Here is a 25,472-nt window from a genome sequence, read left to right as displayed (position 1 = left end):
GTTTTTCACGACATGCCCATTATTCTGGAGCTTTCCTTCAGTATAGAAAGGCATACTCGCTGCTGCCTTACCTTATGTAAAGAAGTTTAAAGATAACGCAGCCCTGAACACAAGTTAAGTGAATAAAAAAAGCGGCGCATGAGCGCCGCTATTTGTCGCACCCCGGGTTAAGAGGCGTCAGCCGTGCCCGGTAATGACTCCGGTGGCTGCGGGGCGAAACCACGCAGGCCCACGACGTGTACGTGTTCACTGTTCTGGAACACCTTACGCACCAGCTTATAGGTTGTCCCTTTTTCCGGACTGATGTTTTCCGGCGCCGCGATGATGAGCTGCATATCGAGTCGCTCGCAAAGCTCAAACAGCGTGGCGATGGAGCGGGCGTCGAGACGCGCGGCTTCATCGAGGAACAGCAGACGGCATGGCGAGATGTCTTTGCCGCGCAGACGACGCGCTTCATCTTCCCAGCTCTGAACCACCATCACCAGAATCGACATACCGGTACCGATGGCTTCACCGGTAGAGAGCGCACCGGATTCCGCGCGCAGCCAGCCGTCTGAGCCACGGTTAACCTCAACTTCCATTTCCAGATAGTTGCGGTAGTCCAGCAGCTCCTCGCCGATGGTTTGCGGCGTACGCTGGCCCATGTCAATCTGCGGATTCAGACGCTGATATAGCTTCGCCAGCGCTTCGGAGAAGGTCAGGCGGTTACTGTTGAACAGATCCTGATGCTGTTCGTGCTGTTCAGACAACACGTCCAGCAGCGTGGAGTGCGCCTCACGCACGTTCACGTTCAGCCGCACGCTGTTGACCTGGCCAAACGACACGCTTTGCAGGCCCTGGTTCAGCTGACGGATACGGTTCTGCTCGCGCTGAATGGTTTTACGAATAATATTCGCCACGCTGCGGGAGCTGATTGCCAGCTTCTGCTCGCGGGAGGTCAGCTCCTCCGTCAGACGGCCCAGCTCGATCTCCATCTGTTCGATCGCTTCCACCGGATCGTCGGTACGGATGATGTCCTGACGAATACGCTCGCGTAAGTGCTGATAAACCGCCACGAAGAACTGAATTTTGCGCTCAGGACGCTTCGGATCTTCGGACATACGCAGCACGTCGCGCAGGTGTTCGTTATCCGCCACCGCCAGACGCAGCGCGCCCAGCGCCTTATCCGACATAGAGCGCAGTTCATCGGCAGACAGGTACGCCAGCTCGCGACGATGCAGACGACGCTCCACGTTGTTATCTTTCACCATGCGCATCACCGCGCACCACCCCGCCTTCGCGGTCACAACCTGTTCACGCATCTCATGATAGTCACGCTCCAGCTTGCGCAGGCGTCGCGTCAGGTTGTCCATCTCTGCTTCACAGAAGGTCAGCGCTTTTTCCAGCTGATTACGACGCGCGCGGTTGTTACTGAGCTGAGCATGCAGTTCATCGCGGCGAATACGCGCCCGCTCTTCTGCACCGCTGTCGGCGCGAACGCCGATGTCCTGCAACTCTTTATGCAGATCGTTTAACAGCTCTTTCTTGGTGTCGAAGGAGCTTTTCAGCGAGGCCATGACCTGGCTGTACTGGCTCAGCTGTGCGGCGTGAGTACGCATCGCTTCACGGGCGCGCGTACGCTCTGCTTCGGCCTGCTCAAGACGCTGGCGCAGCTTTTCATTAAGATCGCTGTTCCCGCTCAGCATTTCTGCTGAATCGGAGTAGCCGAAGTGTGCGCGACGTTGCACCACTTCCGTCAGGGCAAACGCCTGCTGACGCGCTTCGCGCTGCACCTGCTGTGACCAGGCATAATCCTCTTTTAACTGCTCAAACTGTTCCGGGTCGCTCTGGAGAACGGAAACCATCGGCTCCAGTTTTGCCAGCTGATTGCCGTGCTGCTGCACAAAGCGCGCCGCTTCCTGCGCTTCGTCCAGACGTTCCTGAATTTCGTCTACGCGGTCGGCGAGCGTATCGTCCGCCAGCAGGTTCAGGCGCGGCAGGATGCGGTTAAGGGCCGCAACGCCCTCTTTCGCCTGCTCGAACTGCACGCGGCTTTGCTGGTTGTCATTTTCATGGCTGGCAAGCGCACGCTCCAGCTCTCCACGACGGGTGTTGAGCTTGCGAATTTCAGCTTCCGGATCGGGCTCAAAGGCAACGCCCAGGTGGCTGCCGATAAAGCGGCTGAACGCCTGATGCAGACGCTGCGTTTTTTGAACATCAAACGACAGGGTTGCAAAACGTTCAGAAAGCGTTTCGCGCTCAGCGTGCAGGCTTTCAATACGGTTTTCACGCGCGGCGCGGCCAAACAGCGGCAGTTCCGGGAAGCGCGAATAGCGCCACTGGCGATCGGCGATTTTCACCACCACCGCTTTTTCCAGCTCGTCGACGCTGAATACGCTGTCATCAAACGACTGCGGATCCCCTTCGATGAGGTAGAGATCTTCCGGGCAGTCTTCCAGCCCTGCAAGCTGGTCAGAAATCAGCGACAGATCCGGCACCACAATCGCGTTACGGGATGGACCGTACAGCGCGGAGAAGTACGGCGCATCGTCCAGGCCGACATCGTCGTAAATTTCAGACAGCAGCACGCCGCCGAAACGCTCGGCTAAGGCATTCAGGCGCGGATCTTCTGAGCCGCCAGGCTGGCTTAAACGCTCAATCTCTTCATCGACGTCACGCTTGCGCGCACCCACTTCGTCACGCTCAACAATCGCTTCACGCTCGCGCTCCAGCAGCTGTTGCATGTATTCGGTGACGTCCTGGCTGGAGGAAAACTCCTGGCCACACTGTTCGCTGAGCTGGTTCAGGCTGCTTTGTGCGGCCAGCCAGATCGGCGCACGCTGTAAGAGCGTCTTCGAACGGGACTGAAGCTGTTCCAGCTCCTGACGCAGCGTCATGCGCTGTTCGCTGGCGTTCGATACGGTATCCGACAGGGCCGCAATACGCGCTTCCAGCTCCTGGTGCAGGGCCTCAAGCTCGTCGAAATCGTAATTTTTACCCTGACGCTTGCAGAATTCCGCCAGCAGACGCTCGGCTTCCTGCTGTTCACGCAGACGCTGTTCCAGCTCGTTCAGGCGCATGCGCAGCGGCTGCACCTGTTCGGCCAGATGGCGTTGATTGACGCCGTCGCGCAGCAGCTCACGGGCAACGTCCCACGCTTCGTTACGCGCCAGCGGACCGTTAATCGCCACCACCAGCTGGTACGCCTGCTCAAACTGGCTATGCGCCGTTTGCGCCACGCTCATTTTCTGATCGAGAGAAAGCAGTTTCTCAGTGGCTTCCTGCTCTTTGGCCTGGAAGGTATCCAGCCATTCGTCAGCGCTTTCCGGGGTCAGGTCCGGCAGATGGCACAGCTCTTTGGCACGCTGCAACGCCTGCAACGCCTGGTTGTACTGAATCCCACGCGTCTGCTGCACGTCCAGCGCCTGCTGGTAATCAGCAAGCTGGCTTTTCAGCTCATCCACTTCCAGCTCGGCGGCTTCCGCGCGGGCTTCGTTCTCTTCCTGCAATTCGGCAGCTTCGGCCACCACTTCATTTTGCTCTTCAAGACGAATTTGCAGCTCATCCAGATCGGCTTCATAGCGCTCGATTTTTTCCTGCTGACGCAGCGCGGTCTGCACCAGGTTCAGGTGATCGCTGGCCGCCTGGTAATCGGCTTCCAGATCCCCTTCCGCACCGTTGTGCTCGCCCAGTTCGCGCGCCATTTCGACATGCTTATACTGCTCAGCCACCAGCTGTTTGCGGGAGGTAAACAGCTCGCGGCGATACTCCAGCGCCTGGTCGAGATGAATACGGCGCTCGTTGGCGTGGCGCATATAGTCCGCCGCCACGTAGTTGGTGGCTTCGCTGATCAGGTGCTTAAACAGGTCGCGGTCAGACTGTGTGACGCGAATCGCTTCCAGCGTCATGCGGTTTTCACGCAGCGCGGCTTCCATATCCTGGAAGGCCTTACGCACGCCGCTGTTTTCCGGCAGCAGGTAGTCGCGCAGGGAGCGAGTAATGGCGCTGGAGATACCGCCGTACAGGGAGGCTTCAATCAGACGGTAGTATTTACTACGATCTGACGCGCTGCGCAGACGACGGGCTACCACGCCGAGATCGAACATCAGAGAGTGATAGTCGGTAATGGAGTTAAACTGCTTAAACTGCACGCCTTCGATAGCTTCCAGCTTGTCTTTCAGCTCCTGGAGCGTGAGGACTCGCGCCTGACGTTCATTCAGGGTTTCCGTCAGCAGCGCGGTCGGCTGTACAGAGGTTGGTAGTCCCTGGATCGCAAACGGTTTGATATCTACTTTACGGTCGCGGCCAGCAACCTGTTGCAGACGCACGCCTACAACCACGCGCTGATGACGGGAGTTGATCACGTCCAGTACGGAATAACAGACGCCCGCTTTCAGCTTACCGTGCAGACCTTTATCACGAGAGCCGCTCGTGGCGCCCGCTTCAGTGGTGTTACGGAAGTGCAGCAGGGTCAGGTCAGGGATCAGCGCCGTCACGAAGGCCGCCATGGTGGTGGATTTACCCGCCCCGTTACCGCCGGAGAGCGTTGTCACCAGCTCATCCAGATCGAAGGTTCGGGCAAAGAAGCCGTTCCAGTTAATCAGCGTTAGTGAGCGAAATTTACCGCGTTCAATCATTACTCTTCCTCCCCGCTATCCGGCTGATTCTCTTCGTGCTCGTCATTGAGCTGCAAATGGTTTTCCACCGGCATCGCTTCACCGTCACGGATCATGCGCAGCTGCGCTTCACGCGCATCGTCACCCGCACGCACGTCGGCGCCAAAACGGAAGACCGATTCGGTAATACGGAACTTGCTGCTGTCGTGACCCATGAACCAGACCATTCCCAGACGGCGCAGACGGTTCAGGGAAGAGCGAACTTTTTCCTGTAATTTCTGACGGTCCAGATCGGACCCCGTTGAGCGGTTATTGACCAGCTTGAGCAGCTTGCTTTCATCCGCCAGCGACAGCAGCTCATCGTAAAGCTCCTGCTGGGTGAAGATCCCTTCATTCGCCAGACGTTCCGGGCTGAGATAGAGGTAGCAGAGAATTTTGCCGACCATCATATCCAGTTCGGAAAGCACCGAGCGCGGAATAAGCGTGGTAGAGCGCGGACGCAGGTAGAAAAACCCTTCCGGCGCGCGGATCAGCTCAACGTTATAGCGAGCGTAAAACTCTTCCAGGTACTCCTGAAAGTCCATCAAAAAGGCGTGATTATCCAGCTCGTCAAGGCCAATGTGACGACCGGCACGCAGCTGGCTATCCAGCGCCGGAAACAACGGATTCGCCAGCGCCTGTGCCAGCTTAACTGGCATCACGTGTTCAATATTTGTCAATGACATGCGCCTGTACCTTGGCTCCGTAATCGTTAATCGGCTGCCACTTCGGCGGCAGTCCGGTGAAATCGGCTTGTGCGATGCCCAGGCGCACCGCCTGGTCTACAACAATGCGAGCAACATCGAAGTGGCGCGCGCGCGGATACTGCGCCAGATAGTCGCGTACCACGAGGCCAAGATCCAGCGGTGCTTGTCTGGTTTTGTAGACAGCGAGCTGTTCTTCGATCATCGCCGCAAGCTGCTCGCGAATTTCGTTAAATTCTTCGTATTCCAGATCCGGCGGCAGTTCACCGGTGACCTCTTCATCACGCAGCGCCATCTCTTCGTCGCGCATATCCAGCAGACGATCGGCGTTGGCGTAGGTCAGCGCCCACGGCGCATCGAAGTAGGTCTGTACCGACTGGCGCAGACGTTGAGCAAAGACGCGATTCTTATCCATATCGATGGCGGTACGGATAAATTTATGCACGTGGCGGTCGTAACCGATCCACAGGTCGATCGACTGCTGGCCCCAGCTGATAATGCGGTCAAGCTTGCTCTGCAAATCAAACACCAGACGGTCGATAAAATGCAGATCGTCGTGCGCCATTGTCGCGTCCTGGATGCGCAGCAGATTGGCCTGTAGCTTATCCCCCGCCGCCTCCAGCGTATCCTGCAACTCACGCAGCGTACCGGACGTTTCTGACAGCAAGAGTTCACAGCTGGAGATGGCCGCACGCCAGTCTTTATTAAGCAGTTGAGCGATATCGTCTTTCACCTGCTGCTGCTGTTCGTCCATCAGACGTTGAGTCAGATCGATACTGTCGAAAATCTCGGCGACCGAATATTTCAGCGGCGCGTAAACGTTGCGATGCCAGTGGAATTCGTCACCGTTTTCATCAGCCGCGTCGGCGGCACGCTTCAGCTCACCTGCAACAATAGAGAGCTGCATGGAGAGACGCAGCGTGGAAAATTCGCGCTGGCGGATGTAATAGTCGGTAATGCCAATGCCCAGTGGCGTAAGACGATAGATGGCGTTTCCTTCCGCCTGCTCGCTGGTAAAGCGGTTCAGCAGACGTTGACGCACCATATCATTGATTGCGTTGTTGGCACGCACGCTAATGGTTTCGCTGGTTTGCTCAAACGCATCACTGACGTGGCGGAACGCATCCACCAGTTCGCCTTCACTCATTTCGCCATCCAGGCGTTCGCCGTTTAGCGTCGCAACCGCCAGCAGGAATGAGAGTCTGTCTACCGGCAGCGAGATGGAGAAATCGTTTTTCCTGGCCCAGGCAACCAGTTCGGGGACTGTCTGGGAAAATTCACTCATAGATTATCCTTGCATCTGCGGCTTGCGCGCGGTGACGTGTATATAGCGGCCAAGGCTCAGATAAGGCTCCTGGCGGCAGTACCGCGTCTCTATTTCTGTTAAGGCGTCTAAACAGTCATCCTGTTTTTGTTTATCACGCAGATAATCATGAAACACCCTCACGCCGGTTTTGCCGGTAATTTCCCAACCGATCTCCTCCAGCCAGCCATAGACCTGCTGCGGTTCACGGGGGAAATCCGGTGAAAGCGTGCGTCGTTTCTTTTTATACATGCCCTGCTGTACATAGCCAAAATTGCCGACCAGCACGTTTCGCATTAGCAGGCCGTTGGCATTGTAAAACATCAGCGATAACGCACCGCCCGGGCGCAACATCGACCACAGCGTTTTTAACATCGCTTGTGGTTCGGCGATCCATTCGAGCACAGCATGAAACAATATCAGATCAACCTGCGTTTCCAAATGCTGCGGAATGTCCTGAGCGGCGCAATGTATAAAATGCATGTTGTCGCTCACACCTTTCTCTTCTGCCGCTCGCCCTGCGCGCGCAACCATCTCGGCAGAAAGATCGCAAAGCGTGACGTGATGTCCCCGCTGCGCCATCAGAATTGCAGTCTGACCTTCCCCACCGCCAGCATCCAGCACGCGCAACGGTCGGTCACCGAATTCAGCCAGCAGCTTGTCCAGATCCTGCCAGAGGATCGTCTGACGAAGCTGACCTTTGGTGGTGCCATAAATGTTGCGCGAAAACTTTTCCGCGATGTCATCAAAATTGCGATCCCGCATTGGGAGGGTTCCACTCACTACAAAACCGCTATTTTGTCACACCCGCGCGGAGAATGAACCACTCTGGTGTAATATCACCGACAATCGCCTGCTGTATGGTTAAAAAAGGAACCAAAAAGGATGCTTTTTACCCTAAAAAAATATATCGGAGGCATGATGCTTCCCCTTCCCCTGCTGTTGCTTCTCATCGCGCTGGGGCTGGCATTAATATGGTTTAGCCGCTTTCAGAAAAGCGGTAAATCCCTCGTTACCGTGGGCTGGCTGGCGCTGCTGTTACTCAGCCTGCAACCGGTCGCTGACGGTTTATTACGTCCGATTGAAAACACCTACCCGACATGGCAGGGAAATCAGAAGGTGGGCTATATCGTGGTGCTGGGCGGCGGGTATACCTGGGATCCGAACTGGGCGCCCAGCTCGAACCTGATCAACAACAGCCTGCCGCGCCTGAACGAGGGGATCCGCCTGTGGCTGGCCAATCCGGGATCGAAGATGATCTTCACGGGCGCTGCGGCAAAAACCAACCCGGTCAGTACCGCTGAAGCAGGAGCAAGAGTGGCTGAATCGCTTGGCGTACCACGTTCCGCCATCATCACGCTGGATAGCCCAAAAGATACCGAAGAAGAGGCGGCGGCGGTGAAACAGGCCATCGGTGATGTACCGTTCCTGCTGGTGACCTCTGCTTCACACCTGCCGCGCGCAATGATTTTCTTTGAGAAGCAGGGCCTGCATCCGCTTCCTGCTCCGGCAAACCAGATGGCTATTGACGCCCCGCTCAATCCGTGGGAACGGATAATCCCGTCCCCGGTATGGCTGATGCACAGCGATCGCGTCGGCTACGAGACGCTTGGCCGCCTCTGGCAGTGGCTCAAAGGTTCGTCAGGCAAGCCAGGGCAGGAGTGATTTTGCGGCCAGATCGAAACTGGCGCGATTAAAGCGCCCGGTGTTGACCAGCTGCGCCACCTCATCCCAGAGAAGATAGAGCCAGCGTCGCCAGAGAAAGGCCTCCGCAACAGGGGCGCGCTGAAGATAGTGCCAGAGCAAATCTTCCGCCGCCCCGCCCTCGCTCAGCCTGAACAGTTCGTACTCGCGCGGCGCCCAGAGCATGATCCCCGGCCCGACCATCGCCAGCAGCTGGTCGCTGCGCGAGTCTTTAAGCATACTGCGCAGCGTGAAATTGCCGTGAACCAGCACGCAGTTGTCGTTAAAGCCCTCAAACAGCGTCGGCAGACACTCCCGGGTGCGGAATAAAATACGTTTGTCCTGCATCGTTAAACCGGTGTTGTTGAACTGGTTCAGCGTGCCCCACAGCACTTCAACACGCTGGCGATACCACAGCGGCCACAGGTTTTCCTGCGTGCTGTCCACCGCGCCAACAAGTCCCCGGCTGTCCTGCCGATGCCAGGCAAGCAGAGCCTCGACAATCTGATCTTTCAGCTGTTCCCAGCGCTCCGGTGTACGCGTCGGGGCTTCAACAGAAACCCCGCGTAAACGCTCGATAAGCAGAACATCCGGGCCGGGATGCTCCTCATGGGTCATCACGCCGTAGACCGTCGGCATGCGGACAGTCCCTTCCCGCGCCAGCATCGACATTTTCCAGGCCAGCTGTCTGGCGACGCCCGGCGAGGTAAAACTTCTGGCCATCAGCGGCATGGGGTTTCCCTGACTGTCGTACAACGACCAGAGTGCGGTGTCGGCCTTTTCATTCACGCATTCCACCCGGCTTAGCTTTTCGCCAAGGAGATGGCTGAGTTCAGCACGCAGCTGTTCCATATGAGATTACCCCCATTAAGACTACTGCTTTTATAATGAGCGCGCGAAACCCGGATGTCACCCGGTAGAGATCAATAATGAAAAAGAAAAGGAAAATAGCCTGGCGGGAGAGCATCCCCCCAGACGAGGGGATGCCAGCGAATTAACGCATTTCGACGCGTACGCGCTCGAGATCTTCAGGGGTATCCACGCCGGTGCCTGGGATTTCCTGGGCAACCGCAACGTGAATTTTCTCGCCGTACCACAGCACGCGAAGCTGTTCGAGCATTTCAATATGCTCCAGCGGGCTTGGTGCCCAGGCGACGTAGCGACGAATAAAGCCGGCGCGGTAGCCGTAAATACCGATGTGGCGCAGGAAGGTTTCGCCGATTGTCTCTTTCGATTGCGCGAAACGATCGCGATCCCACGGAATGGTGGCGCGGGAGAAATAGAGCGCGTAGCCCTCTGCGTCCATGACCACTTTCACCGCATTCGGATTGAACGCCTCTTCAGCGTGGTGAATCGGCACCGCGAGGGTCGCCATCCCGACCTGACGCTGAGCCAGGTTGTCGGCCACCTGACGGATAATCGCCGCCGGGATCATCGGCTCATCGCCCTGCACGTTCACAATCACCGTCTCGTCGCTGAAACCGCATTTTTCGACGACTTCCGCAAGGCGCTCGGTGCCTGACTGATGATCGGCACGGGTCATGCACACTTCCCCACCCGCGGCCTCAACCGCGCGCGCAACATCCGGGTGATCGGTGGCGACGATGACGCGTCCGGCGCCCGATTCGCGTGCCCGTTCAAGGACATGCACAATCATCGGTTTGCCATTGATATCCACCAGCGGTTTACCTGGCAGGCGCGTTGAAGCATAACGCGCAGGGATAATGACAACAAAACTCATGGTTTGATCTCTTCTGCCACCAGGGAACGGGCTTCATTTTCCAGCAGGACCGGAATACCGTCACGCAGCGGGAACGCCAGGCTGTCCAGTTTGCAAATCAGCTCTTGTTTATCCTGGCTGTAATACAGTTTGCCGTTGCACACCGGGCAGGCAATAATTTCAAGTAAACGGTGATCCATAGTTCCTCCGTATGGGTAATCGCTAAAGCTTATCACATTCCCTTTTCAGGGAGTGCCTGTTTCCCAGCCACCTCGACAGGTCGTAAACAGCCCCGCAGGCACGCGACCGAGTACAATTTCATGCGCCCCCTGCCAGCGGGCAAATTCACTGAGCGCAGTCGTTAACCCTTTCTCCAGGCCAGCCGTCACCTTTATGCCCTCTTCAAGCCAGAGCGCGATAATTTCAAGCATGCCGGTTTTACGGTGCATTTTAGCGTCCATGCGCCCGACTAGCTGGCCTTTGTGCAGCAGCGGCAAAACAAAATAACCATACTGCCGTCTGGGCGCCGGAGTGTAGCATTCCAGACGGTAGCTGAAATTAAACAACTGCCCGGCCCGCTTTCTGTCCCAGACAACGGGGTCGAACGGCGACAGCACGGCACTGTGGGTCGCCTGGAGTTTGCCCTCCTGCGCCTGCGCCAGCAGAGGGAACAAATCCGCATGCAACCACATTTCACCTAACGACTCTACCGAGACCGGCATGACGCGCTGTTCGCGCTGCCACGATTCCAGCAGTGGTTTTAGCTGCGGCTGACGCAGACGATAATAATCCGCCAGCCACTGTGGACGGAAGATGCCAAGGCTGCGGGCGCTATTCCCGAGCATGATGGCTTCGGCAGCGTCCTGAGACAGCAGGTCACGCGTATCGTCCCAGTGAGGCATAACGCGGTGTGTGAGGTCATAGACGCGCTGAAAGTTGCGACGCTCGACCACCATCACTTTGCCCGACGTAAACAGCCCTTCAAGATGGCGTTTGTGCGGTTTCCACTCCCACCATCCGCTTGCGCCTTTTCGCGGGTGTTCAAAATCCGCGGAGCGTACCGGCCCGTTTTCCTGAATATGGGCAATCAGTTGCTCTATTTCATCCGCGTGTTCCACCATCCACTCCTGACGGTATTTCCAGCCCATTTTGTCCGGGGCGAGCATGCGGTGACGCACCAGGGCAAAATCGCTTCGTGGGAGAAAACAGGCTTCATGCGCCCAGTATTCCATCAGTTCGCCCTGACTTAGCGCATTATCCAGCCACTGCGGAGGATAGTTTCCCAGGCGGCTAAACAGGACCAGATACGGGCTACGCGCCACGATGTTAATGGTGTCGATTTGCAGCAACGACATGCGTTGCACGGTAGAGAGGATATCAGCTGGCTGCGCGCGGCGGCGGGGCTTTTTCAGAAGCCCCTGGGCGGCAAGATGCAGGTTTCGTGCGGCTGCAAGTGAGAATTGCGGTAGAGACATGCGTTTTCCTGTTAGTCAAAGCGCCACCGGAACCGCGTAGAAGTTACTGCACTAACGCGAGCAGTTCCTTGAGCAAATGTTCCGGCTGTTCGCCGCTGAGTTCAGCGTCAACCGGCAGATACCACCAGTTTTCTTTCGCAAAGGCCCGGCATTTTACCGCGTCTTTTTCCGTCATGATCAGCGTCTGTCCCGGCGCTGCCAGCCTTTCAACCTCTTCGGCAACTAACGCCTGGTGATCGGCGAGCGGCACCCGTTTATCAAGCTTTGCGCCGCACTGCTCCAGCGTTGCGAAGAAACGCGGCGGATGACCTATACCGGCCATCGCAACCAGATGTTCCAGTTGCGCGACGTCTTTACGCACGCCGGTCAACATATTCACGGCCTGTCCGGGACGAAGATGCATCGGGATTTCGCCCGCTCTGGCTTCACCACCGTTTACAATCACAGCATCGACGCTCTTCAGGCGCGACGCACGCTCACGCATTGGACCGGCTGGCAGCCACCAGCCGTTGCCAAAACGCCGCACGCCGTCAATGACCACGATCTCTTTGTCACGCGCCAGCGCGTAATGCTGCAAACCATCATCGGTAATAACGATTTGTACGTCATGCTCCGCAAGCAGTGCCTTCACGGCATCACTGCGCACCGGCGATACCGCAACCGGCGCGCCGGTACGCTGGTAAATCAGTACCGGCTCATCACCGGCTTCAGCGGTTGTCGTAGCTGGGCTCAGCACCAGTGGATACTGCGCCGCTTTACCACCGTAACCGCGTGAGACAACTCCCGGGCGGATACCGCGTTTATGGAGCTGTTCTACCAGCCAGATCACCACCGGGGTTTTGCCGTTTCCACCCGCCGTCAGGTTGCCGACCACCACCACCGGTACCGGTGCGCGCCAGGCGCGCTTGATCCCGAGGCGGTAAAGCAGACGAATAGCACCGCTCACCAGGCCATACAGCCAGGAGAGCGGGAGAAGCAGCACCCACAGAGGGGATTCCCCCGACCAGATGCGTGCAATCATTGACCGAACTGCATTTTATGAAGCTGCGCGTAAACACCACGCTGTTCCAGCAGGTCCGCATGGCTGCCGCGTTCAACGATCACGCCATCTTCCACCACCACGATTTCGTCAGCCTGTTCGATGGTCGACAGGCGGTGCGCGATAACCAGCGAGGTACGGTTTTTCTGTAATTCATCCAGAGCAGACTGAATAGCGCGTTCAGATTCCGTATCCAGTGCGGACGTTGCTTCATCGAGGATCAGAATCGGGCTGTTGCGCAGCAGCGCGCGGGCAATCGCGATACGCTGACGCTGACCACCTGAGAGCAGCACCCCGTTTTCGCCAATGATCGTATCCAGACCGTTATCCATTTTGTTAATGAAGTCCATCGCATAGGCCATACGCGCCGCATTCTCAATCTCTTCACGGCTGTACTCTTCGGTACGGGCATACGCAATGTTGTTCGCCACCGTATCGTTGAACAGATGCACGTTCTGCGAGACCAGCGCGACCTGGTTACGCAGCGACTGGAGGGTATATTCCCGCAGGTCGTGACCATCAAGCAGGATCTCGCCCTGGTCGATATCGTAGAAACGGGTAATCAGGCTGGCAATGGTCGACTTGCCCGAACCGGAACGACCGACCAGCGCAACGGTTTTACCCGCCGGGATGGACAGGCTGATATCACGCAGCGCCGGCACTTCACGGCCTGGATAGGTAAAGGTGACGTTACGGAATTCCAGGTCGCCTTTAGCGCGCTCGATCTCGCGTGTACCTTCATCTTTTTCCTGTTCGGAATCGAGGATGCTGAATAGCGTCTGACAGGCTGCCATCCCGCGCTGGAACTGGGCGTTGACGTTAGTCAGCGATTTCAGCGGACGCATTAGCGCAATCATGGATGAGAACACCACCGTAATGGTACCCGCAGTCAGGGTTTCCATGACGCTCGGGAAACTGGCGGCATACAAGACGAAGGCCAGGGCCAGAGAGGCAATCAGCTGAATGATCGGATCGGAAATCGACGAGGCCGATACCATTTTCATTCCTTGCAGGCGCATTCTGTTGCTGACCTTGTCAAAGCGTTTGGTTTCGACTTCCTGACCGCCGAAAATCAACACTTCCTTATGGCCTTTCAGCATCTGCTCGGCGCTGGTAGTCACCTGCCCCATCGTATTCTGCATATTTTTACTGATGTTGCGAAAACGCTTTGATACCACGCGGATCGCGATGGAGACAATCGGCGCCAGCACAATAAGGATCAGCGACAGTTGCCAGCTGTAATAGAACATCATCGCGAACAGGCCGATGATGGATGCGCCTTCACGCACAACGGTAATCAGTGCGCTGGAAGAGGACGAGGCCACTTGCTCCGAATCGTAGGTAATACGCGACAGCAGGGTACCGGTTGACTGTTTGTCAAAGAATGAGACTGGCATCCCCATCATATGGCTGAATAACCGACGGCGCATGGTCATCACCACTTTACCGGATACCCAGGAGATGCAGTAGCTGGATACATAGCTGGAGATTCCGCGTAAGATCATCAGCCCAATAACCACCAGCGGCATCCATAGCAGCACTGAACGATCCGTTTTACCAAAACCGTCATCCAGTAACGGTTTGAGAAGCGATAACATAAACGTATCGCTGGCTGCGTTGAGGATTAACGCTACGCCCGCCACGATCAAGCCTGTTTTGAAAGGAGCAATCATCGGCCAGAGCCGGCGGAACGTTTGCCACGTGGAGAGATCTTTGTCGTTATGCATTCAAAAAACCAGCATTTGTTGAAATAGCCGCATATTCTACCCGTTATCTACGGGCGCGCCAAACCACTGATGATACCAACGCGGTAAATAGTGTTCGCGTAAGCGACGAATTTGCCAACTATGGTGCGAAAAGGTCACAGATATCTGCCCGGACTGCGGGGTATCAAGCCAGAGATATCCCTCCGTTCGATAGCGCCGGACCACTTTAATAGAAGGGAAACGCCACGCGTTATAGCGGGCCATCGAGGCCAGCGAAACCTGCCCCTCTACGCGCTGTAGCAACAGTGTTGAAGATGACGTGTTACTTCCATGATGCGGCACCTGAATCAGTGTAGACGCAAGCTGACGCCAGCGGTGGCTCAGCATTGCCAGTTCTGCCTGCGCTTCAATGTCTCCGGTCAGTAAAACGCTCTGTTCGCCGTCATCGATTTTTACCACGCAGGAGCGGTTGTTACCTTTCGCCGAGGTGTTTTCGGGTGGCCAGTGCACGGAGAACGTTAAACCCTGCCACTGCCATCGCTGTCCTCGAAAGCACGGAAGATGTCCGGACCAGGATAAGGGGCTCCTGATCCACATTGCGGGCCAGGCAGCTTTTAGCGATGCCAGTCCCCCCGCGTGGTCGAGATGTTCATGGCTCAGGATCACCCCTTCCGGTCTCAGATGATGCCAGCGTAGCCAGGGGATAATCAGCTGTTGCGCACTGTCCCCACCGGGCCATGCCAGCCCGGTGTCATACAGAATGGCCTTGCCGTGACGCTCAATGACCATCGCCAGCCCCTGCCCTACATCCAGCATATGCAGGGACCAGCTGTCTGTTTTAACCCTGTGCCAGAGGGGAAAGGCCAGCACCACGCTGCCTGCCAGACAGACTGCGGGTGCTGCGCTGAAGGCCCTGAATCGCCAGCCAATGACCAGCAGCCACGGCAGTAACGTCAGGTATTGCCAGCGTTCATCAACGTCCTGCCAGCCATTCGGTAAACGCATCAATAGCCAGAAAAGCCCTGCCAGAGATTTATCAGTAGCCAGCCAGACAATACTTTCCAGCGCAGCGACCGGAAACAGATGCAGAAACATGCCGAGCAGGATCAGCGGAACTGAGATAAACGTGACCAGAGGAACGGCAAACAGGTTCGCCACCAGCGAGGAGAGGCTGAAACCATGGAAAATCAGGACCTGAAGCGGCAACAGAAGCAGCAGCATTCCAACCTGCAAATACAACAGCGTAACCAGCGGCCGCAGGCACCGGCCACGTTGCCAGTGCGGGAGAGGCAACCACTGATACCAAAAAATAAGCGCGGCGACCGCAAACGCTGACAACGCCAGGCTTTGTGACAGTACCGCCAGTGGGTCGAAAATCAGGATCGCCGCCACGCAGGTAAGCCATACCTGCCAGGGCGACCACTGGTGACCGCTCATTTTTAATGCAGCCAGTACCACAAGCGCGATAACCGTGCGCAGCGCGGGCGGCTGCAAGCCCGTTAGCCATGCGTAAAACGCGGCAAAAATCAGCCCTGCCAGCAAGGGGATTTGCCAGATAATCCAGCGGCCCGGCAGGAAGAACTGGATGCCCCGCGCCAGAAACCAGATGACAGAAGCGGCCAGCGCAATATGTAATCCCGAGATTGCCATCAGATGCATCGTTCCGGTATCACGCATCAGGTTTTTTATCTCCCGCGAGACCGACAGCCGCTCCCCCATCCCCAGCCCCAGGATCACGGGTCCCCACTGATATGCTGAAAGAGTATTCTGTAGTGATGTCAGGTATTGCGCACGCAGACTACAGCCTTCGTCAACGAGCGCCGCATGGGTAAACCGTCCACTCAGCGTCTGGTGTCGGGCAAAGGCATTTTTCTGTGAATCATAGCCGCCATCGTTGAGTTCTCCGTGTACCGCCCTGAGCCGCAGGGTCATTGCCCAGCGTTGACCCACGCAGACGTTTTGCGGCAAATAGTTGCCATACAGCGCCACGCCCATGGCAGCCCACACGCGTTCTCCATTGAGGCTGACAATCCTTCCCTGATGCATCGTTGCGCCGTCCGTTGCGGTAATGACCACCTCGGTCTGCTGCGGTGCTTGCGTTAAATAGTTCATCTGCCACACGCTTTCCTGAGCGGCCAGGATCCCCCAGCACATAAAAAGCAATGCGAGGCCTGAAAACCTGAGCCATTTTCTCTGCTGTACGGATAACGCAATTCCTGCGGCAATCAGCAACCAGACAATATGCAAATCTGGCAAAACGGGTAACCAATAGAGCGGGATTATGGCCAGAATGGCGCACATACTGATAACGTGGATCCCCATCTTCACCTCCATGTTTCAGGTGATTATGCGGCGGGATTGATGCGTCGTCAGACAGAAAAAACGTGATTTACAGCGGGCGCTGCAACGTTTTTAAGCGTTTACAGCAAAGAGAAAATTTAAATGCGGCGCGTATTCAGAAATGCAGGGGCGGGATACAAAAAAAGCACCCTAAGGTGCTTTCTTTAAACTCAGTTTAACCCTGATGATTAAACTCAGTTACCGTAAATATTGGCGCGATCGCGCAGTTCTTTACCCGGCTTAAAGTGCGGAACATACTTTCCTTCCAGCTCCACTTTATCACCAGTCTTCGGGTTACGCCCGGTACGTGGTGCACGATAGTGCAGAGAAAAACTACCGAAACCGCGGATTTCAATGCGCTCGCCCTGGGCAAGAGTGGTAGCCATATGCTCCAGCATCTCTTTAACGGCATCTTCCACAGCCTTGGCAGGGATATGCGGTTGCTGACTGGCAAGTCTTTCAATCAATTCTGACTTGGTCATGATTCCTCCGGTTCCTTTCAAACCCATTAGCTGAACAGCTTATTAAACAAGGGCGGCCGTAGCCGCCCTTTGTTATTGATTACAGGACGAATCCTGCAATCTGTCAAGTCTGCTCTCCATCCTTCGCGCTGTAAATGCGTTACAGCTCAAATGATGGTGCGAACCTGAACTTACTCGCCTTTAGCTGCTTTGAAAGCTTCAGCCATTGCGTTGTTAGAGAAGTTTGCATCTTCCTGTTTGTTCACAGTTGCGATTGCATCTTTCTCATCAGCTTCGTCTTTAGCACGAACAGACAGGCTGATTGCACGGTTCTTACGGTCAACACCGGTGAACTTAGCTTCAACGTCGTCACCAACGCTCAGAACCAGAGTTGCATCTTCAACGCGGTCACGTGAAGCTTCGGAAGCGCGCAGGTAACCTTCAACGCCGTCAGCCAGTTCTACGGTTGCGCCTTTAGCGTCAACAGCAGTCACTTTACCGTTTACGATTGCGCCTTTCTTGTTCAGTGCAACCCAGTTGTTGAACGGATCTTCTGCGAGCTGTTTAACACCCAGGGAGATACGCTCACGCTCTGCGTCAACTTGCAGAACAACTGCTGCGATTTCGTCGCCTTTTTTGTATTCACGAACTGCTTCTTCGCCTGCAACGTTCCAGGAGATGTCAGACAGGTGAACCAGGCCATCGATGCCGCCGTCCAGGCCGATGAAGATACCGAAGTCAGTGATAGACTTGATTTTACCTTCAACACGGTCGCCCTTGTTGTGGGTTTCCGCGAACTGCTGCCATGGGTTGTTTTTGCATTGCTTCAGGCCCAGGGAGATACGACGACGTTCTTCGTCGATATCCAGAACCATCACTTCCACTACATCACCAACGTTAACAACTTTGGATGGGTGGATGTTTTTGTTGGTCCAGTCCATTTCGGAAACGTGCACCAGACCTTCAACGCCTTCTTCGATTTCAACGAAGCAGCCGTAGTCAGTCAGGTTGGTAACGCGACCAGTCAGTTTAGTACCTTCTGGGTAACGCTTAGCGATAGCTACCCATGGATCTTCGCCCAGCTGTTTCAGGCCGAGGGATACACGAGTACGCTCGCGGTCGAACTTCAGCACTTTAACAGTGATTTCGTCGCCCACGTTCACGATTTCGCTTGGGTGCTTAACGCGTTTCCACGCCATGTCGGTGATGTGCAGCAGGCCATCAACGCCGCCCAGGTCAACGAATGCGCCGTAGTCAGTGAGGTTCTTAACGATACCTTTGACTTCCATGCCTTCCTGCAGGTTTTCCAGCAGCTGATCGCGTTCTGCGCTGTTTTCGGATTCGATAACGGCACGACGGGAAACAACAACGTTGTTACGCTTCTGGTCCAGCTTGATTACTTTGAACTCAAGCTCTTTGCCTTCGAGGTGCAGGGTGTCACGGACTGGACGAACGTCTACCAGAGAACCTGGCAGGAACGCACGAATACCATTCAGCTCAACAGTGAAGCCACCTTTAACTTTGCCGTTGATAACACCGACCACAGTTTCAGCTTCTTCGTAAGCTTTTTCCAGCGTGATCCATGCTTCGTGACGTTTAGCTTTCTCACGAGACAGCAGGGTTTCGCCGAAGCCGTCTTCTACTGCGTCCAGAGCAACGTCAACTTCGTCACCAACCTGGATTTCCAGCTCGCCCTGGGCGTTTTTGAACTGCTCAGCCGGGATGGCAGACTCAGATTTCAGACCGGCGTCAACCAGTACAACGTCTTTGTCGATAGCAACAACAACGCCACGAACGATGGAACCCGGACGGGTTTCGATTTCTTTTAAGGATTCTTCAAACAGTTGAGCAAAAGATTCAGTCATGTTTAATCTTCAGGTTAATATTAACGTCCACCTGGCTCCGTGCCGGATGGGGTTGTTTCACATACCCGCCGTCAATCCATTGCAGCGGGGGTACTGCTAAATCGGTCGCGATTACGCGAGTGCCAGTTTTTGGCGCGCATATTGTAGCGCTTTTTCAATCACTTGCTCAATAGTTAAACTGGTTGAATCCAGCACTAATGCGTCTTGCGCGGGAACAAGTGGTGCGACGGCGCGGTTACGATCGCGGTCATCGCGCTCTTTTATCTCGGATAAAAGGCGATCAAAGTTAACACTAAACCCCTTTTCCTGCAACTGAAGCATGCGGCGTTGAGCACGTTCTTCTGAAGAGGCGTCAAGGAAAATTTTCACTGGCGCATCGGGGAATACCACGGTTCCCATGTCGCGGCCGTCGGCGATCAGCCCCGGCGCTTCACGGAAACCGCGCTGGCGACGTAACAGCGCTTCACGAACGCGTGGGAAAGCCGCCACCTGAGAGGCCGCATTGGCCACTTCTTGCGTACGGATTTCACCGCTGACATCTTCCCCTTCAAGGATCACTTCAAGGTTGCCATCGGTCGAGCCAAAGCGCACATCCAGATGCGCAGCCAGCGGTACCAGAGCTTCTTCAGACGCAACATCCACATGATGATGCAGCGCAGCCAGCGCCAGCACGCGATAGATTGCTCCCGAATCTAAAAGATGCCATTGCAATGCTTCCGCCATCGCTTTGCACAGAGTACCTTTCCCTGCGCCACTTGGCCCATCAATGGTGATTACCGGGGCAATTGCCGTCATCTTTTTCTCCTTAATTAAGGCATACCGTTTACATGAACGCCGCGCATTATACGCGCCAACGTGCGCAACTGTTACCTTTGCGTGCAAATTACGGAATGATTGAAGCAGAGTGTAGAAGAAATGAAAGAGGATGAGTGTCAGAAAGCGTAAGGAAATGCCGCATCAGGTGATGCGGCATACGATAATCAGGCCAGGGTGCTAATGCGCGCCAGCTGTTCGAAGTAGTCCGGGAACGTTTTTGCCGTACACTTCGGATCAAGGATAGTGACTGGCGTATCTGACAACGCCACCAGCGAGAAACACATCGCCATGCGGTGATCGTTGTAGGTGCCAATTTCTGCAAATTGCAGTTTTGCCGGCGGCGTGACGCGAATGTAGTCTTCGCCCTCTTCTACCTCGGCCCCCACTTTACGCAGCTCGGTTGCCATCGCGAACAGGCGGTCCGTCTCTTTCACACGCCAGTTGTAAATGTTTCGCAGCGTGGTGGTGCCTTTCGCAAACAGCGCAGCGGTGGCAATGGTCATCGCCGCATCCGGAATATGGTTCATATCCATATCGATGGCGTTCAGCTCACCGTGGGTGCAGGAGATGAAGTCATCGCCCCAGGTCACCACCGCGCCCATTTTTTCCAGCACGTCAGCAAAACGGATATCGCCCTGCACGCTGTTGCGGCCAATGCCCGTCACTTTAACCGTACCGCCTTTAATCGCGCCTGCGGCAAGGAAATAGGAGGCGGATGAAGCATCGCCTTCAACCAGGTAGTGGCCCGGCGACTGGTACTGCTGCCCACCGCGAACCACGAAACGCTGATAAGACTGGTTTTCCACCTCAACACCAAAGGTGTTCATTAGGTGCAGGGTGATATCAATGTACGGCTTAGAAACCAGGTCGCCTTTAATGCTGATGACGGTGTCCTGTGGTGCCAGCGGTGCGGTCATCAGCAGCGCGGTCAGGAACTGGCTGGAAACGCTACCGTCAACCTCAACATTGCCGCCAGTGAATCCCCCGCGCAGACGCAGGGGCGGGTAATTTTCCTGCTCAAGATAATCAATCTGCGCGCCGCCCTGACGCAGGGCATCCACCAGATGGCCGATCGGACGCTCTTTCATTCGCGGCTCACCGGTCAGCACAATATCGTTACTCCCCAGACACAGCGCTGCGGCCAGAGGACGCATCGCGGTACCGGCGTTACCCAGGAAAAGCTCCAGCGCTTCAGCAGAATGTAACGCGCCGCCGTTACCGGTGACTTCACAACGGGTACGATCGTCAGACAGCGCGTACTGAACGCCCAACGCTTTCAGTGCATTGAGCATATGGCGCACGTCATCGCTGTCCAGCAGATTAGTGAGGACGGTGGTGCCGTTTGCCAGAGCTGCCAGCAGCAGAGCGCGGTTCGAGACACTTTTTGAACCAGGCAGATTAATGGTGCCATCTACCCGCGCGATAGGTTGTAACGTCAGGGATTCCATGAAACTCAACTCTCAACTCAACATAATAAAAACCCCGCAGGAACGCTGCGGGGGTGAAAAACAGCCAATTAACCGTGACGACGTTCGAAGTCGATCATGAAATCAGTCAGGGCTTTAACGCCCTCCAGCGGCATGGCGTTATAGATAGAGGCGCGCATTCCGCCTACCACACGGTGGCCTTTCAGCGCATGCAGACCCGCCGCGAAGGACTCTTCCAGGAACACGTTATCCAGGTTGCTGTCCGCAAGCTGGAACGGCACGTTCATGCGCGAACGGTTAGTTTTGGCGACATCGTTACGGTAGAAATCGCTCTTGTCGATCACGCCGTACAGCAGTTCAGCCTTTTGCTGATTGATCTTATCCATCTGCGCCACACCGCCTTTTTGCTTCAGCCATTTGAAGACCAGGCCGGAGAGATACCAGGCAAACGTTGGTGGGGTGTTGAACATGGAATCGTTGTCGTTCAGGACGGTGTAATCCAGAATTGACGGGCAAGACTTATGGGCTTTCCCCAGCAGGTCTTCACGCACAATAACGATAGTCAGACCCGCAGGACCGATGTTTTTCTGGGCACCCGCGTAGATGACGCCGTAGCGGCTGACATCCAGCGGGGTGGACAGAATGGTTGAAGAGAGATCCGCCGTCACAATGACATTTTCGCCAAAGTCTGGCTCTTCGTGAATGGCAATACCGTCGATGGTTTCGTTTGGGCAGTAGTGAAGATACGCGGCGTTGTCAGAAAGCTGCCACTCACTCATCGGCTTCACGGCGCGCAGACCGTCAACGGTCACTTTGGCATCGATGACATTCGGCGTGCAATATTTGTGCGCTTCTTTTACCGCACTGGCCGCCCAGTAGCCGGCATCAACGTAATCAGCGGTGGTTTTGTCGCCCAGTAGATTGAGCGGGATACCCGCAAACTGGCCGCGTCCACCGCCGTGACAGAACAATACTTTGTAGTTCGAGGGAATGTTCAGCAGATCGCGAAAATCCTTTTCTGCTTCTTCCGCCACCTGAATAAACGCTTTACCCCGGTGGCTGACTTCCATCACCGACGTACCCAGACCGTTCCAGTCACACAGCTCCTGTTGAGCCTGTTTGAGCACGTCTGCCGGTAACATTGCCGGACCTGAACTGAAATTAAAGACTTGAGCCATTTCCCCTCACCACGCTAAAAGCCATAAGTTATAACTGTGGATATCGGTTTTATCATTCAGTGACACGCGCCGCAATGTCTAAAACTGATGGCCGAAGAAATGTGCCCCTCGTCACACAATACAATCTGCCGTACCGTTGTCACAAAACCGACAAAATCGCTGTCAGGTGATGCGTTTAGCCCGGCTAACCTTCGTCCATTCTGGATTCGTACAGCGGGGGCATAATTGATGTTCGCCCGCCTGCATAACCACGACATGACTACATTTTATGCAGGCGTACTCGCCCGCTTCAGGTACAGTTTTGTATCGCTCGATGAGCATATCCGGCAGGATGCACAGGCCGGGCTTCACCTCATCGTCGGAATAGTAATAGACGCTGATTTGACCATTCGTTTCCATAATCGCCAGACGCACCTGCCCCAGTTGCTCAACGCTGCTCAAACGGAGTTCCATAAAGAACTCAAACTCCGTCATATTGGCGCTTTGCACATTCTCCCAGGCCAGTTGACCATCTTCGACAATCACCACCGGCTTCCCTTCGAGCAGATCTTCCAGTTTCTCACTTTTCGACATCAGCCACATGACCAGCCGGTACAGCAGTGCAAGCGTCACGAAGACGATAAAGACCGGCACCATCGGCACATCGTCATAAAAGGCAACGTCCCCTGCCGCCGACCCCAGCGTCAGGATGATCAGCACTTCAAACAGCGACATCTGCCGCACGCCGCGACGTCCGGTGATTTTCAGAAACAGGAAAACGAGTACAAAGGTGTACAGGCTGCGCAGCGCTACTTCGCCTAAAAACTCAGGAGGGACTTTATCAAACGCCATCCGCTGGAGATCGAAAGCTTTCATTTTTCTATGCCTTAACAGTAGGTTACTGCTTATAAGCATAGTCCAGCCATTTATTTTCGCCGGAGATAGCACCCGTCACGCAAAACCCGTATCATTGCGCGCTTTACGTACGATAAAAGTGAACGCCATGACTCAAACGTTTATCCCCGGCAAAGACGCCGCTCTGGAAGATTCCATCGCTCGCTTCCAGCAGAAACTGACCGACCTGGGCTTTAATATCGAAGAAGCCTCCTGGCTGAATCCGGTGCCTCACGTCTGGTCCGTGCATATTCGCGACAAAGACTGTGCGCTGTGCTTTACCAACGGTAAAGGCGCGACCAAAAAAGCGGCGCTGGCCTCTGCACTGGGTGAGTATTTTGAGCGTCTGTCCACCAACTACTTCTTCGCCGACTTCTGGCTGGGCGAAACTATTGCCAACGGTCCGTTCGTTCACTATCCGAACGAAAAATGGTTCCCGCTGACCGAAAACGATGAACTGCCGGAAGGCATTCTCGATGCCCGCCTGCGCGCGTTCTACGATCCGGAAAACGAACTGACCGGCAGCATGTTGATCGACCTGCAATCCGGCAATGAGGATCGTGGGATCTGCGCCCTGCCGTTCACCCGTCAGTCTGACGAGCAGACCGTTTATATCCCGATGAACATCGTCGGCAACCTGTATGTGTCTAACGGCATGTCTGCCGGTAATACCCGCAACGAAGCGCGCGTGCAGGGATTGTCTGAAGTTTTCGAGCGTCATATCAAAAACCGCATTATTGCTGAATCCATCAGCCTGCCGGAGATCCCGGCTGACGTGCTGGCGCGCTACCCGGGCGTGGTGGAATCCATCGCCAAACTGGAAGCAGAAGGTTTCCCAATCTTTGCTTATGACGGCTCTCTGGGCGGCAAATATCCGGTTATCTGCGTGGTACTGTTCAACCCGGCAAATGGCACCTGCTTCGCCTCCTTCGGCGCGCACCCGGACTTCGGCGTGGCGCTGGAGCGTACCGTAACCGAACTGCTGCAAGGTCGTAGCCTGAAAGATCTCGATGTCTTTAGTCCGCCAACCTTTGATGACGAAGAAGTCGCCGAGCACACCAACCTCGAAACACACTTCATCGACTCCAGCGGTTTGATCTCCTGGGATATGTTCAAACAGGACGCGGACTATCCGTTCGTGGACTGGAGCTTTGCCGGTACGACGGAAGAAGAATTCGCCACCCTGATGGCGATCTTCAACGCGGAAGATCAGGAAGTTTACATTGCCGACTATGAACACCTCGGTGTTTACGCGTGCCGTATTATTGTGCCAGGTATGTCGGACATTTATCCGGCAGAAGATCTGTGGCTGGCGAACAACAGCATGGGCGCGCATCTGCGTGAAACCCTGCTGGCCCTGCCAGGCAGCGAGTGGGATAAAGAAGATTATCTGAACCTGATCGCCCAGCTGGACGAAGAAGGACACGATGATTTCACCCGCGTGCGCGAACTGCTGGGTCTGGCGACCGGAAAAGATAACGGCTGGTACACCCTGCGCATCGGCGAGCTGAAAGCGATGCTGGCGCTGGCGGGCGGCGATCTGGATCAGGCTTTGGCCTGGACCGAGTGGACGATGGAGTTTAACCAGTCCGTCTTCTCCGCCGAGCGCACAAACTATTACCGTTGCCTGCAAACGCTGCTCCTGCTTTCTCAGGAAGACGACCGCGAGCCATTGCAGTATCTGAACGCATTTGTACGTATGTACGGTGCGGATGCCGTTGAAGCTGCCAGCGCGGCGCTGAGCGGTGAAGAACCATTCTACGGCCTGCAAGCGGTTGACAGCGATCTGAAAGCCTTCCCGGCGCATCAGTCACTGCTGAATGCGTATGAAAAATTGCAGAAGGCAAAAGCCGCTTACTGGTCAAAATAAGCGCATATAACATTAATGGCTGTAGGCGTATTCAATCGCCTGAGCTATATTACGGGGCAATTTCATTGCCCCTTTTTTTTATTTTTCCGCAATGACGTTTAATTGTAATAATTAAGTTAACCACGGGTAAATATAAAAACGCTTACCTGAGCTTTACTGTTACTAATTATAATAAATACTCCATTTTAATTAACTGTTCCACGGGAGGCTGAAGGAAAAAATTCAACTCTTTTCATAACTTTTAAAATTTATTTTTACACGGATAATCAAATACTTACTCCGCTTTTGCTGTAAAACCATACACACTGCGGGCCTATAAGCCAGGCGAGATATGATCTATATCAATTTCTCTTCTATAATGCTTTGTTAGTATCTCGT

The 25,472-nt window shown here is 55.2% G+C and carries 19 protein-coding genes; 2 read left to right on the top strand and 17 right to left on the bottom strand.

Going from position 1 to position 25,472, the window contains the following annotated elements; translation table 11 throughout:
• Positions 1-167: 167 nt before the first annotated feature.
• Genes mukB through cmoM form a run of 4 tightly spaced genes read right to left on the bottom strand, consistent with a single transcriptional unit; the run spans position 168 to position 7,406 of the window.
• Positions 168-4,616, bottom strand: a complete 4,449-nt coding sequence (mukB, locus tag L463_RS10905; RefSeq protein ID WP_032673175.1) for a chromosome partition protein MukB — start codon at positions 4,614-4,616, stop codon at positions 168-170.
• A complete protein-coding gene (gene mukE / locus L463_RS10910; RefSeq protein WP_017384823.1) occupies positions 4,616-5,320 on the bottom strand; it encodes a chromosome partition protein MukE in 705 nt (234 codons plus the stop codon). Before mukE ends, mukB begins: the two co-directional genes overlap by 1 nt.
• The gene (gene mukF / locus L463_RS10915; RefSeq protein WP_015570962.1) at positions 5,301-6,623 is read right to left on the bottom strand and encodes a chromosome partition protein MukF; all 1,323 of its coding nucleotides are present in this window, start codon (positions 6,621-6,623) and stop codon (positions 5,301-5,303) included. The genes mukE and mukF overlap by 20 nt, the downstream gene beginning before the upstream one ends.
• Before the next feature lie 3 nt (positions 6,624-6,626).
• Entirely contained in the window at positions 6,627-7,406 is a 780-nt protein-coding gene (gene cmoM, locus L463_RS10920) for a tRNA uridine 5-oxyacetic acid(34) methyltransferase CmoM (RefSeq protein WP_003858212.1), read from the bottom strand.
• A 120-nt stretch (positions 7,407-7,526) separates the two neighbouring features.
• Here cmoM and elyC point away from each other — a divergent pair, with 120 nt between their 5' ends.
• Complete coding sequence (gene elyC / locus L463_RS10925; protein ID WP_015570963.1) at positions 7,527-8,306, top strand: envelope biogenesis factor ElyC; 780 nt, start codon at positions 7,527-7,529, stop codon at positions 8,304-8,306.
• On the opposite strand, the gene L463_RS10930 is transcribed toward elyC, so the two are convergent.
• The 13 genes from L463_RS10930 to L463_RS10990 all read right to left on the bottom strand — a co-directional run bounded on the left by L463_RS10930 (position 8,283) and on the right by L463_RS10990 (position 23,206).
• A complete protein-coding gene (locus L463_RS10930) occupies positions 8,283-9,176 on the bottom strand; it encodes a YcbJ family phosphotransferase (RefSeq protein ID WP_003858216.1) in 894 nt (297 codons plus the stop codon). The genes elyC and L463_RS10930 overlap by 24 nt on opposite strands.
• Positions 9,177-9,318: 142 nt before the next feature.
• Positions 9,319-10,065 (bottom strand): 3-deoxy-manno-octulosonate cytidylyltransferase, encoded by a 747-nt coding sequence (gene kdsB / locus L463_RS10935; protein ID WP_015570964.1) that lies wholly within the window; start codon positions 10,063-10,065, stop codon positions 9,319-9,321.
• The gene (ycaR, locus tag L463_RS10940; protein ID WP_003858220.1) at positions 10,062-10,244 is read right to left on the bottom strand and encodes a protein YcaR; all 183 of its coding nucleotides are present in this window, start codon (positions 10,242-10,244) and stop codon (positions 10,062-10,064) included. The genes kdsB and ycaR overlap by 4 nt, the downstream gene beginning before the upstream one ends.
• 45 nt (positions 10,245-10,289) lie before the next feature.
• Entirely contained in the window at positions 10,290-11,519 is a 1,230-nt protein-coding gene (locus L463_RS10945) for a winged helix-turn-helix domain-containing protein (protein ID WP_032103951.1), read from the bottom strand.
• Between the two features lie 43 nt (positions 11,520-11,562).
• A complete protein-coding gene (gene lpxK / locus L463_RS10950; RefSeq protein ID WP_015570966.1) occupies positions 11,563-12,540 on the bottom strand; it encodes a tetraacyldisaccharide 4'-kinase in 978 nt (325 codons plus the stop codon).
• Positions 12,537-14,285 (bottom strand): lipid A ABC transporter ATP-binding protein/permease MsbA, encoded by a 1,749-nt coding sequence (gene msbA, locus L463_RS10955; RefSeq protein ID WP_032103950.1) that lies wholly within the window; start codon positions 14,283-14,285, stop codon positions 12,537-12,539. Before msbA ends, lpxK begins: the two co-directional genes overlap by 4 nt.
• Before the next feature lie 36 nt (positions 14,286-14,321).
• Entirely contained in the window at positions 14,322-16,586 is a 2,265-nt protein-coding gene (locus L463_RS10960; RefSeq protein ID WP_032103949.1) for a ComEC family protein, read from the bottom strand.
• 212 nt (positions 16,587-16,798) lie between these two features.
• The gene (gene ihfB / locus L463_RS10965) at positions 16,799-17,086 is read right to left on the bottom strand and encodes an integration host factor subunit beta (protein WP_003858233.1); all 288 of its coding nucleotides are present in this window, start codon (positions 17,084-17,086) and stop codon (positions 16,799-16,801) included.
• A gap of 170 nt (positions 17,087-17,256) precedes the next feature.
• Complete coding sequence (rpsA, locus tag L463_RS10970) at positions 17,257-18,930, bottom strand: 30S ribosomal protein S1 (RefSeq protein WP_003858235.1); 1,674 nt, start codon at positions 18,928-18,930, stop codon at positions 17,257-17,259.
• 111 nt (positions 18,931-19,041) lie between these two features.
• A complete protein-coding gene (cmk, locus tag L463_RS10975; protein ID WP_032673174.1) occupies positions 19,042-19,725 on the bottom strand; it encodes a (d)CMP kinase in 684 nt (227 codons plus the stop codon).
• A gap of 185 nt (positions 19,726-19,910) precedes the next feature.
• Positions 19,911-21,194, bottom strand: a complete 1,284-nt coding sequence (aroA, locus tag L463_RS10980) for a 3-phosphoshikimate 1-carboxyvinyltransferase (RefSeq protein WP_032103946.1) — start codon at positions 21,192-21,194, stop codon at positions 19,911-19,913.
• A gap of 68 nt (positions 21,195-21,262) precedes the next feature.
• A complete protein-coding gene (gene serC, locus L463_RS10985) occupies positions 21,263-22,351 on the bottom strand; it encodes a 3-phosphoserine/phosphohydroxythreonine transaminase (RefSeq protein ID WP_017384829.1) in 1,089 nt (362 codons plus the stop codon).
• A gap of 162 nt (positions 22,352-22,513) precedes the next feature.
• Entirely contained in the window at positions 22,514-23,206 is a 693-nt protein-coding gene (locus L463_RS10990) for a DUF421 domain-containing protein (RefSeq protein ID WP_023303389.1), read from the bottom strand.
• Between the two features lie 127 nt (positions 23,207-23,333).
• Between L463_RS10990 and ycaO the strand changes: the two genes are divergently transcribed.
• A complete protein-coding gene (ycaO, locus tag L463_RS10995; protein WP_032103957.1) occupies positions 23,334-25,094 on the top strand; it encodes a 30S ribosomal protein S12 methylthiotransferase accessory factor YcaO in 1,761 nt (586 codons plus the stop codon).
• Positions 25,095-25,472 lie beyond the last annotated feature (378 nt).

Origin of the sequence: Enterobacter sp. BIDMC 27, from assembly GCF_000534415.1 — a bacterium.
Lineage (GTDB): Bacteria > Pseudomonadota > Gammaproteobacteria > Enterobacterales > Enterobacteriaceae > Enterobacter > Enterobacter hormaechei_C.
The sequence above is the reverse complement of the archived record's forward strand: the minus strand, read 5'-3'. Positions and strand labels throughout refer to the sequence as shown.